Source organism: Sphingobacterium sp. B16(2022), from assembly GCF_012030425.1.
Classification (GTDB): Bacteria; Bacteroidota; Bacteroidia; order Sphingobacteriales; family Sphingobacteriaceae; genus Sphingobacterium; species Sphingobacterium anhuiense.
This window is the reverse complement of the sequence record NZ_JAAUVN010000001.1, coordinates 1800622-1812317: the sequence shown is the minus strand read 5'-3', so window position 1 is coordinate 1812317 and position 11696 is coordinate 1800622. Positions and strand designations below refer to the sequence as shown.

The 11696-nt window shown below is 44.8% G+C and carries 5 protein-coding genes; 1 reads left to right on the top strand and 4 read right to left on the bottom strand.

Annotated features, from left to right (window positions below):
• Positions 1-72: 72 nt before the first annotated feature.
• The 3 genes from HCX49_RS07995 to HCX49_RS07985 all read right to left on the bottom strand — a co-directional run bounded on the left by HCX49_RS07995 (position 73) and on the right by HCX49_RS07985 (position 6770).
• Positions 73-2136, bottom strand: coding sequence for a glycoside hydrolase family 16 protein (locus tag HCX49_RS07995; RefSeq protein ID WP_168126717.1), 2064 nt, complete (start codon positions 2134-2136; stop codon positions 73-75).
• Between the two features lie 3 nt (positions 2137-2139).
• Positions 2140-3471, bottom strand: a complete 1332-nt coding sequence (locus tag HCX49_RS07990; RefSeq protein ID WP_206368305.1) for a RagB/SusD family nutrient uptake outer membrane protein — start codon at positions 3469-3471, stop codon at positions 2140-2142.
• 245 nt (positions 3472-3716) lie between these two features.
• On the bottom strand, positions 3717-6770 hold the full coding sequence (locus tag HCX49_RS07985; RefSeq protein WP_168126715.1) for a SusC/RagA family TonB-linked outer membrane protein: 3054 nt from the start codon (positions 6768-6770) through the stop codon (positions 3717-3719).
• A 173-nt stretch (positions 6771-6943) separates the two neighbouring features.
• On the opposite strand from HCX49_RS07985, the gene HCX49_RS07980 reads away from it, so the two are divergent.
• A complete protein-coding gene (locus tag HCX49_RS07980) occupies positions 6944-9838 on the top strand; it encodes a triple tyrosine motif-containing protein (protein ID WP_168126714.1) in 2895 nt (964 codons plus the stop codon).
• 140 nt (positions 9839-9978) lie between these two features.
• Here HCX49_RS07980 and HCX49_RS07975 read toward each other — a convergent pair whose 3' ends face one another.
• Positions 9979-11532, bottom strand: a complete 1554-nt coding sequence (locus HCX49_RS07975; protein ID WP_168126713.1) for a discoidin domain-containing protein — start codon at positions 11530-11532, stop codon at positions 9979-9981.
• Between the last annotated feature and the right edge of the window lie 164 nt (positions 11533-11696).

Genomic DNA, 11696 nt, shown 5'->3' with positions numbered 1-11696 from the left:
GGGCTGAAAAGGTCTTTTAAATTATTGTGTTAGCTGTTATGTGCTCTATTATAGCTGTATAATAAATATGATCTAAGGTAACAGTTCATATACACGGACGTAATCGATTTCAAAAACATTCGGGAATATCTTGTCGTCAACTCCATGTTTACCGCCCCAATTTCCGCCGATGGCTAAATTTAGTAACCAGTGAAATTTTTGATCAAAGGGCCATTCGGCAAAGGTTTTATGTTCATTTTCAACTGAAAAAATCTCCTGATCATCGATAAATCCTTTGATATATTCGGGCGTCCAATCCACACGGTAAAGGTGAAAATCATCGGAAACACCTGCTACTTTTGTTGTTGCTGTTTTTTGGGTGTTGATATTGTGGTTATAAGCTTTCGTATGGGTTGAGATATGTAGCACATCCTGATCGTAACCTACGTGTTCCAATATATCGATCTCCCCCGAGTTAGGCCAATTGCCATATTTAGATGCTGTTGGTAGCATCCAGATCGCAGGCCAATTGCCGCGTCCCCGCGGTAATTTTGCACGGGCTTCAAAGCGGCCGTACAGGAAATCACCTTTATCTTTGCTCACTAATCGGGCAGAAGTGTAAGGTTTACCACCTTTTCTTTCTTTTAAAGCTTTGATTTTTAAGACCCCTTTACCGACAACTGAGTTTTTTAGCGAAGATGCAACATAATACTGATCCTCATTATTGCCCCAACCGTTATATTTTGAACCTACATCATACGACCATTTGGTGGTGTCGGGTAAGCCCTCATAATTAAATTCGTCAGCCCAGACAGGTTCAGTCGAAAAGCGGTAGGCATTTTTCTGGGTTGATGAAGCACTGGTATCTAACTTTTTAGCCGTTACATAGAAGGGGATATTGGCAGTAGCCACATTGTTATGACCATCGGAAACATAGACAAATAATCGGTATGCGCCTTCTTCCGCAGGAGCTGTAAGCTGTGTGTGCTGCTGAGCTTCATCTGCCACACGTCCTGGGATAGCCTTTGGTCTTTCTTCACGGTCGCCACCTTCTTTCAGGTCGGTACTTTCGTGCAGGAGCTCCCAGCGTGTCGTTAACTTGTCGCCATCCGGATCGTTTACAGACACAGCAACGGGATAAGTTTTCCCCGGTTCGACATAAACAAAGTCAGCTGCTTTTTTTCCATCTAACAGGAGGGACGATACATGTGGAGAACGGTTTTCAGGCCATTTTTTTGACCAGAGGTATTGCATCACATCGACCACTTCGTTTTCTTCACCAGCTTCGGTGAACAGTCCGTACCAGGTCGGGGTGCGCTCTTGTTTCTGTCCCCATAAGAAAACATAAGACCCTAAGCAGTTTTTGTCTGTACCGATAGAGGCTTCATAACGGCTTTTATAAACCGCCGCTTTTTCACTGCTGTTCTCCTCTATGGAAGCAGACCAAGGGGTCTGTGTCACCTCCCAGTGCCCTGTAGGACCCCATTCGGTCACCATATAAGGTTTAGTCCAGCCGACACTTTTAATCTGTTGCGGTACGGACGCGAGTCCTCCATATACCTGAACAGCGATCAGATCGATAGCCGGGCATTTCTCCTGAATATAATCAAATTCCTTTTGGTTGATGCCTGCCAACATGGTTGTCACCAAGTGATTAGGGTCTAGTTCATGAATCATTACTGCAATCGCATTGACCGCATCCCATACCTTGGGGTTGCTGTAATGGAGGTTCAGCTCATTGCCGATTCCCCAGGCTAAAAGCGCAGGATGATTGCGGTACTGCAGTACGGTCTTACGGATGCCCTCCAATTGTTGTGCTACCTGTTCGGGGTTGCTGTAGTCAAATCCATGTCTTTCGGCCCGTACGTCCAGTCCTAAGGTCACGGTAAGTCCCAAGCGATGGGCATCGTCCAATATTTTTCCCGCATTTTGTGGACTCCAAGTACGTATGGAGTTACCTCCATACGCTTTTAGACGATCCATATAATTGGTTCCACCAGCGCCTTTGATAAAATACGGCTGACCGTCACGCTTGATGGTGTAACCACCGTTTTCTTTAGCGATGACGGTTTTGACGGGTTTGTTGTCTTGCGATACCGCCAGCTGTACGTTGAAAAGGAGCAGGGAACCTAAAATTCCTGTTTTTATATGACTCATAATTTATCTGAAATTAGGGTTAGCATCGATCTGCGTTTGCGGTATAGGCAGAGATTCACTCACACCAGGAATAAATTTAGCGCCAAATACTTCTTTTGCTTTCCCGGTACGTACCAGGTCGTTGAAACGCTCACCCCACCATTCACAGGCAAATTCTGCTCTGCGCTCGTCTAAAATCTGGTTTAGCGTCACATTGGCAATAGCACCCAGTTTAGCTCTTTCGCGTACCAATCGGAACGGTTCGTCGCCATTTTGTCCTTTCCGTACTTTTGCTTCCGCATTTAGAAGCAATACATCTGCATAACGTAAGATACGAACATTATTGTTGGCGCCATATTCCATACGTCCCTCGGTCATCTGTGCTTTTGGAAGATAAGCTTTTCCGTTGAAATATTTAATACCAAATGGATTGCCATAGACCACATCACCGCTCGGGGTGGTGACCGAAGTTGCAGGATTACCATTGATGCCACAGTACTGAATCGTGTTTTTCAAGCGTTCAACATCGCCACGGTTCGTTAGGAAATCGACAATATTTTGAGATGGGGGTACCCAGCCGGCTCCTGAAATAGGACTTCCTTTTTGATCACCGGACGGTCCCTGCCACCTAAAGAATGTTCCCCAGTCTACTCCGGGACGTACAATATCGCCTGTACCTACGCCAAAATCAGAATATTGCAGTTCAAATAAGGATTCATTGGCCAGTTTTCCGGGAAGCTTAAAGAGCTCATACAGGTTTGGATATAAGGAGAATTTATTGCTCGCAATGATCTTATTGGTCGCATCCAAGACTTCTTCCCAATGCGGACTGCTATTATCATTACCGGCAAGATCTGCTGCTGCTTTGGCTTTGAGGAGCAGTGCCGTATACTTGGTCACGGCACCGATATGGATGGACTGATTCGGACGTGCATCTTCCAGTGCTTCGATGCATTCATTCATTTCGGCAATGATAAATTGTCTTACTTGGGCCGCAGTACTCTTTTCAATGGTCGCCAGGCGTCCAATATTTTCACTGTCGATCAAAATAGGGACATTTCCGAACAGGCGGGAGGCCATCAGATGTGCGTATGCGCGCAGAAAACGCACCTCAGCTTTGTATTGCTTATTGAGGTTGAGGTCTTTGCTGTTGCCGGCCGGTATTTTTGCCGCGAAATTATCCAGTTCGATCAGGGCATTGTTGGCCGCGATGACCAGGCTGTAATAACTGATCCACGATTGGTTCAGTCCCCAGTATGATTGCACGGTTACATCATTCTGGAAGTTTTTGATAGCCATGAGTTCCGGATTATCATTGGGGCTGGGAGCAGCCTGCAGGTAATCATCATCGCGCATGCAGCGGATGGATAGATCGATCCAATGGACCAGGTTGTCATCGGCTGCTGACCGGTAGACACCAGAAACGGGGCTGTACATCAGCGCAGGGTTGCTGTAATCAATTTCTTCCGAACGCTGCTGGTTTTCAAGAGGCTTGTCCAAAAACTTTTTACAGCTCATCATGGATAACGGTACTGCTATACAGCTTGCTATGAGGATATATTTAAAGGTATTCATAAGATTAAAAAGTAAGGTTAAAAATATTAAAAGGAAACTTTGACTCCTAGGCTGTACGTCGATGCAATTGGATACACATTGGCATCAAATCCCATTTCCCCGATTTCCGGTGTAAAACCATTGTATTTGGTAAACATAAAAGGTCGATCTGCCGTAACGAATATGCGGGTTGGCATTTTCGGGAAGTCAAAACTATAACCTAACTGAATATTTTGTACGCGGAGGTAAGCGCCACTTTCGACAAAGAACGAACTAGCCTGTAGGTTCCAGGAAGCCACCGAACCTGCTGCCGATGGATGGGTGTTGCTTGTTCCTTCACCTGTCCATAGTTTATCAACAAAGGCCGCATCCACATTCATCTGATTGTATTTTCTGCGCATAGCCCGGTTGAGGTTATGGATTTTATTGCCACTCACCCCTTGAAAGGCGACGCTTAGGTCAAACTTTTTGTAATCGAATGCCAAATTGAAACCATAGGTGATCTTTGGCAGGTAGTTTCCGAGATTGATACGGTCGTTTTCATCCAGTTCGCCATTATTATTCTGATCCTTATACTGAAGATACCCCGGTAAAATAGGAGCGTTTGGATTTTGCTGATTGTATGCCTTTGCGATCGGATCGGCATCGATCTGCGCCTGATTTTGGTACACGCCTGCTACTTCATAACCATAGTAAAAGTTGATCGGTTCGTTGATCTGGATTCTGGCCGGAAATTCTGCCGACCATTCCGGAAAGCCGTTCATGATATTCTCAAGTCCGCCCAGATTTTTAACGGTATTTTTCAATGTGGTTACATTTCCGCCAATGGAATAGCCCAATGCACCGACTTTATCTTTCCATTGAAGGGAAAGCTCCCATCCGCTGTTGGCGACACTGCCCCAGTTTCCATATACACGGTCCCACGAAAACGGAATAGGTCTGCTGAAGGCAAGATCATGGGTTGTTCTGTGGTAATAGTCTAATGTACCGCTCAGACGGTTGTTCAACAAGGCAAAATCGATACCGCCATCCCATTCTTCCACCACTTCCCAACGGACCTGTGAAAAGAACCTGCCAACACGGTATCCCGGAATACGGGTTCCGTTAGTACTGCCCTCACTACCAAAGATGCCTGAGAAATTGTTTCCGGAATACACGGTTGCATAGCCTGCATTGGGCTGGATACCGTCATTGCCCAGTTTACCCCAGCTTCCACGGAGTTTCAGTTGATTGAAAAGCTTTTGGTTTTCCATAAACTTCTCTCTGGTCAGCACCCATCCTAAACCCACAGATGGGAAATAGCCCCACTTGGTCTGGTATTTGGAACTTCCGTCCGCACGGAAGGTAGCGGTCAATAAGTATTTGTTGTCATAATCGTACGTTCCTCTGGTAAAATAAGATATTCCTGCGTTTCGAGAACCCCTTTCACCATATCCCGTGGCCGATCCGATTCCCTGAGCACCAACACCTACATACCAGAATTCTTCCGATTCAGGTACATCATTGGCCTGTACCCAGGTTTCACGCCAGCGGTCTTCACGTGTTGACTGTCCCAGGAGGACCGACCAGTGGTGTTTGCCAGCTTCATCTTTATACGTCAGTAAATTATCTAAGATGTAGTTGTTGTTACGGGCCTGTGCCGAACGTAGGAAAGAGCGGTCATTTCGCTGGTCGTTATCGATGTAATAGATTGGGTTATAGCCGATGTTATGCGTTGATTGATAGCGCTGGCTAAGCTGTGATTTGAATGTAATTTTATCTTTCCATAGTTCTGCCTCTACATAGAAACTCGGCAGGATCTGAAATCCTTTAGTCTGATTGTTTCTGTAGAAGGCTGTAGCGATCGGATTGTTGTACCAAAATCCTGACTGCATACCGATGGCGGTACTGGAACCGAATTTTTCAGGTTTCGAAAGTTCGATGGACGGATCGTAAACAGGGTATAAAGGCGATGCAAAGTAGGCCTGACGGAAAGCGGCATTATCGGGATGATAGGATTTAAAATTATTTAAATGTGCCATAAACCCAACTTTCAGCCAATCTGTAACCTTAGCATCGGCCTGCATGCGCATATTAAACTTCTGGTTGTTGTTTTTAGCATCCATGATGCCTTCTTGTTTGACGTAGTTGAGACCAAAGGCATAGGTAATTTTTTCACTGCCGCCCATGATATCCACATTATGGTTCATAATGAGTGCTTTTGAACGCAATAGTTCATCGAACCAATCGGTATCCATGGCCGGATTAGTCTCAGTACCACCATATTTTTCAACTGATTTTTTGACAAAGGCACCATTTCCGGTCGCATTGGCATAGTTGGCATACTGTTGTGCATTGGCCATTTTTAAGACATTGGTCGGGGTCTGAAAGCCTGCAAATCCATTGTACGTGACGCGCGATTTCATATTAAGACTTCCTTTTTTGGTTGTCACGAGGATAACCCCATTTGCGGCACGGACACCATAGATGGCAGCACCGGATGCATCTTTTAAGATGGAGATATCGGCAATGTCATTGGGGTTTAGGAAATCAATGTTATCCATAAACATCCCATCGACAACATACAGCGGGCTTTCATTGTTGAATGAACCTACACCGCGGACACGCACGGAGGGTGTTGATCCCGGAGCTCCTGAGCTGACGATCTGTACCCCTGCAACGGCACCCTGAAGGGCATCCATCGAATTGGAAACCGTACGTTTGGCCATATCTTGCATATTGACCGTTGAAATAGGTGCTGTTAGATCGCCTTTTCGTTGCGTACCGTAACCCACTACTACTACTTCATCCAGATTAAAATCGGCATTAGCCTTTAATTGGATGTTGACGGCATTGCCGGTGATGGCGACTGTTTTGGTTTCATAGCCCAAAGAAGAGACGGTCAAATAACTGGTGTTTTGGGGAAGAGATAGGGAAAAATCTCCCTGCTCGTTGCTGCTTGTTCCAATTTTGGAACCTCCAGATAAGGTAATACTTGCCACTAGCGGAATCCCCAGTTCATTTGTGACCTTACCTGTAATCATTCTGCTCTGTGCACTTACCGTATGGGTAAGACAAGACAGAAGAGCAACACTTGCCATGATGCTAACATTATTTTTCATGCTTGCTGAATTAAAAAATTTAGGAATGTTTATAATTAGCTCAAAATTAGATTTACATGGGCATAAGTTAAATTTAAACACTACTTCATTACTACTTCATGTTGCGTTAATGTGGTTAAAATCGCTATATTTGGGGTACGTCAATTGTACGTCAACCCTTATAAACAGTTTATATGAAGTATCTCGCAGTCCTATATTTTTTCGTTTTTTTTATAACACCCATTTCATTACGGGCACAAAATTTATTGGGATTACCGCTGGTCAATAACTATAATAAAACCGTGTATGGCGGTGGTAGCCGGACTTGGGATATTAAACAAGATAGCAGGGGCATCCTATATTTTGGAAACAGTGAAGGGCTGATTACTTTTGATGGCCGGTACTGGAAATCGTATGCGTTGCCCAACCATACCATTATCCGTTCGTTATGGATTGATCAGCATGATCGGATCTATGTGGGCGGTCAGGGGGATTTTGGTTATTTCGAACCTGCTGAGCAGGGTGGTCTGACCTATACATCATTAAAAGCATTGATTCCGGAGGAGTACCGCAATTTTGCTGACATCTGGAATACGCTGTCTTTTGGACAGTCTGTTTTTTTTAGGGCGACCAATGTCATTTTTGAACTCAAAGGCCAAAAAATAACGGTACATCCCGCTGCTGCGGAATGGTATTTTATGGGTAAGGTGGGTGAATCGCTTTTTGCGCAAGATAAAAAAAATGGCTTATTAGTCTACCGCAATAACCATTGGTCACCCGTGCTGGCAACGTTGCCTTACCGCGAAATGAAAATCGCATCGATGCTTCCGCTTGGTAAAGAGCGGATCGTGGTATCTACTTTAAATAACCAGAACTACTTATTGAAGGACAGGGTGTTATTACAGTTAAATAAGGAGCGTTGGGATGATAGTTATACACCATCTGCCGCACGTATCGATGACTCCACCTTCGTTGTCGGCAATGCCAAGGAGGGCTGCCATATCCGTGATCGCGATGGGAAAACGATTCAACGCATCGGTATCCGGGAAGGTTTGGTGAACAAGAATATTTCAGCGGTATTTGTGGACCAGCAAAAAAATATCTGGGTGGCCAGTGACAATGGGATTTCGGTGATTTCGTACGGATCTGCGGTACGGTATCTGCGTCCCAATCTTGAAAATGAGGTGACTGGGCTATCGTCGCTGATCTTTGATCATAAGCTTTATTTATCTTCATCCAACGGGGTATATGTGGCACCTATCAGCAAAGGGCTGAAAGATCAGAGCCGTTCGTTGAGTTCTTTTTCACTTTTTCCGAAAAGTGATGGTGGCGAGGCCTGGTTGCTGGAGGAACTGAACGGACGCTTATTACTGGGGCACAATAAAGGATTGTTTCAGATTCAGGATCAAGCTTTACTGCCGCTGTCCAATCGCACAGGTACCTGGAATGTATTGCCGTTAAGTTCCGTTTATCCGGTAGAACAGGCTCTGGTGGGTACTTATCAGGGTTTAGAGCTGTTGAATTATCAAAACGGTATTTTTCAGTCCGGCGGTCAGTTGCGCGGGTTTGTGGATTCTTATCGCTTTTTAGAATTAGATGATAAAAATACAATTTGGGCCTCACATCCTTATCGCGGCATTTACCGCATGCGACTGGAGGCAGACCGCCATGCTTACGATGCTGTTCTCTTAACGAAGAAGAATGGTTTACCGTCAGACTATCAGAATTTTGTGTTCAAGATTAAGGATCAGATCGTTTTTGCCACAGAAAAGGGCCTGTACACCTACGATTATGCCAAAAATGCGTTTGTCAAGTCTGCTGATTATAAGGAATTTGATGGTCTGACGATTCGCTATTTAAAGGAGGATAAAGAGGGCAATATCTGGTACTGTACAGATAAATACGTCGGGGTAGCACAATATGACGCAAAAAATAAGACCTATCAGCTTATTAAATTTCCGGAAATTGAAGGCATGAATACTTCGGGATTTGATCATATCAATACCTATGATAAAAACAACATCTATATCGGTGCTGAAAAAGGGATCATCCATATCAACTATGAAAAATATATTCAGGAAGCGCGGAAACCACTTGTGCTATTGTCGCAGGTAACGGCAAAATCAGCGCAGGACAGTATTCTATTTGCCGGGTATTTCACGAAAAACTCCACGGGCGCTTATGAACAGCTCCGTGCGGACCGGTTGGAGCTGGCTTCCAAATTCAATTCTTTTCAGTTTGCTTTCTCTTCGCCAAGTTTTGGTATCCATGAACATATGGAGTTCAGCTATCAACTGGTCGGTTATGATGAGAACTGGTCCACATGGGAGAATATTGCTGAAAAATCATATACCAACCTGCCAAGTGGAAAGTATCGTTTTCAGGTTCGGGTTCGAAACAATTTAAATCAGATCTCCGAGACCGTTAGCTATGATTTTACGATTTTACCACCCTGGTATCTGAGTATCTGGGCAAAGCTTGTCTATATTCTATTGGGAGCAATGGGCATCTATCTGTTTTTTAAGGTGCAAAAGCAGGTCTGGAAAAAGCAACAGCTCCAATATGAGAAGAAAATGGCACAGCTCCGCTACATCCATCAGCTGGAAATCGAAAAGAGCGAAAAGGAAATTGTCAAGCTCAATAATGAAAAGCTGGAACAGGAAGTACTGGTGAAGACGAAAGAGCTGGCCAGTGCGAGTATGCAGCTTTTGGAAAATTCGGGAACGCTTGTTAAAGTCCGTGATGAACTGGCAAAAATAGAAGGGAGTGAGGAAGAGGCTTCGGAATTAAAGCGGATCAACAATTTACTGAAAGATGTGGAGAAAAATAGTGCCAACTGGGATCAGTTTGCGCTGCATTTTGATGAACTAAATGATGGCTTTTTGAATAAGCTGAAATCCAATCACGAGGGGTTATCACGGAATGATCTTAAAGTCTGTGCTTATCTGAAATTGAATTTCACCACCAAGCAGATCGCGCAGTTGCAGAATATTACGGTCAGAGGAGTTGAAATACACCGGTACCGTTTACGTAAAAAACTACCAGTAGGAAAAGATCGGTCTTTAAGTGATTTTTTGAATGAAATCTAAAGGCATTTAAGCCTGGTTTTCTTCTTTTAGGTAAAAGAAAAGGGAATGATCTGTGGCTTGTGACGCAGTCTGTTGCTAGCTATATATTTAAAAAGCACCTGAACGGATCCGTTCAGGTGCTTTTTTTTGTGAAACTAAGGTTAATCTTGATAAGTGCCCACTTCGTTGAGCGCCGCCCATTGGGTGCCATCGGTGGCACTTGAAATCGTCACTTTAAAGTAACGGAAGGTTAGGCTATTGGGTAAAGTCACGTAGGCAGGTCCTGCCGCATCCGGGAGCACAAAACTGCCGGCATTTTGCCAGGTGCTGTTATTGGTACTGACCTGAATTTGAATATTCTTGGGTTTGCTTCCTCCAGAGCGCTGTACAAAGGTAAAGCGGTTCACCGGTTTTGAGGCTCCCATATCGATGGTAAAGAAATGCGGATGGGTAGAATTGGCTCCCGTCCAGCGGCTCACCCACTGCGTTGTTTTATCTCCGTCGATGAGATGCACAGCCTGACCGCTTTCTGCCTGAGTCTCTTCAGAACTTACGGCAACGATACTCCAGTTTGCTTTATTGTATTCGGGTCTGTCGCCAAATTGAATATCGGGTTTACCGTTCTGCATCTGATAACTGTAGCTGTTCCAATGTCTGTAGCCATTTTCATGGATTAGGCTGATCGTAAAATCATTCTGTAGGTTGCTGCGATCTTTGAATTCGGTTATGGCGATCTCGGTATAAAAACTATCCACACCGATCGGGGTGGTTACCCAGTTTTCCGAGTCGTAGTTTCCATCTCCGGCACTGCGCTTGGCATCGTTGGTAAAGCCGATGAAGTCCACCTTTTTGTTGCTGCTGAACCGTCCGGATACAATTACTTTTTGTATAGCATCGTCATAGCGGGCATTCAATTTGGTGATTTTCGCATTGGCAGCGGCATACCAGTCCGAACGTGTTGTGGTACTGAACACCTGTCCGCGGCTTAGTACGGCACAATCCCAGGCATCTAAATAAGTCGGTGCTACGACAAAAGTACCACCGTTTCCGGTGATGATCGGTGTACCGTAGAGGTTGTTCTGCGATACCAGACCGCCATTATGTGGCAGATTGAGACCGTGCATCATCTCATGCGTATTGCCTCCGATCCAGGAAGAAGCCAGCCCAGCTGTATCTGTACGGCTCATATTGGCGATTTCCATATCGGGGAAATCGATGCCGTAGCATTTTGTTCCGATGCCATAGTATGGCGCATTTTGCTCACCGAACTTATTGACCGTGGTTAGGATCAGGTAATGGTCACTGGATTTTTGATGGGTCTGAAAATACGTGGTAATTTCCTGCCACATAGCCGATTCTCCACCCTCATACGGATAGGAGGAAGTCGGAAGATTGCCCTGTACAACATGGATTTTGACCCTATTGGAAGCATTTTTTAACAATCCGAAGGTTTTGTCGCTATGTCCCCAATGCTGCATCCAGGTTTTGACAAAGTTTTGTTGGTAGATCAGTGTTTCGCTGATACGTCTTTCGTAATCGGGATTGGGAACCATGTCCGAGGGGACAAACAAGACGACGTTGAGGTTGTAGGGGTGGTCTGACGTGTAGACGGTGTCTAGGGTGTTCGTATTGGCATCAATACGGGTGAGAATTTCTGTTCTTTTACAGGAACCGAATAAGAGGGCCACTGCAAGTACGAGATGGTAAATTTTCATAACAGTTGTTTTTGGTTAAAGGATATATGGGTTATTCTAAATGATCGTATTGAAAAAACGGGTACTTGCATCTTATTCGGGACGAACCGTATATGTACGGATTTAGGCAATTGCTATACGTGATCTTGCTCTGGCTATCAGGTGTTTCGCTAAAAATCTCCCGC

Bases quoted from the DNA above. Each gene is read 5' to 3' on its own strand.
- HCX49_RS07995 (WP_168126717.1), bottom strand. From the start codon at position 2,136: ATGAGTCATATAAAAACAGGAATTTTAGGTTCCCTGCTCCTTTTCAAC.
- HCX49_RS07990 (WP_206368305.1), bottom strand. From the start codon at position 3,471: ATGCGCGATGATGATTACCTGCAGGCTGCTCCCAGCCCCAATGATAAT.
- HCX49_RS07985 (WP_168126715.1), bottom strand. From the start codon at position 6,770: ATGAAAAATAATGTTAGCATCATGGCAAGTGTTGCTCTTCTGTCTTGT.
- HCX49_RS07980 (WP_168126714.1), top strand. From the start codon at position 6,944: ATGAAGTATCTCGCAGTCCTATATTTTTTCGTTTTTTTTATAACACCC.
- HCX49_RS07975 (WP_168126713.1), bottom strand. From the start codon at position 11,532: ATGAAAATTTACCATCTCGTACTTGCAGTGGCCCTCTTATTCGGTTCC.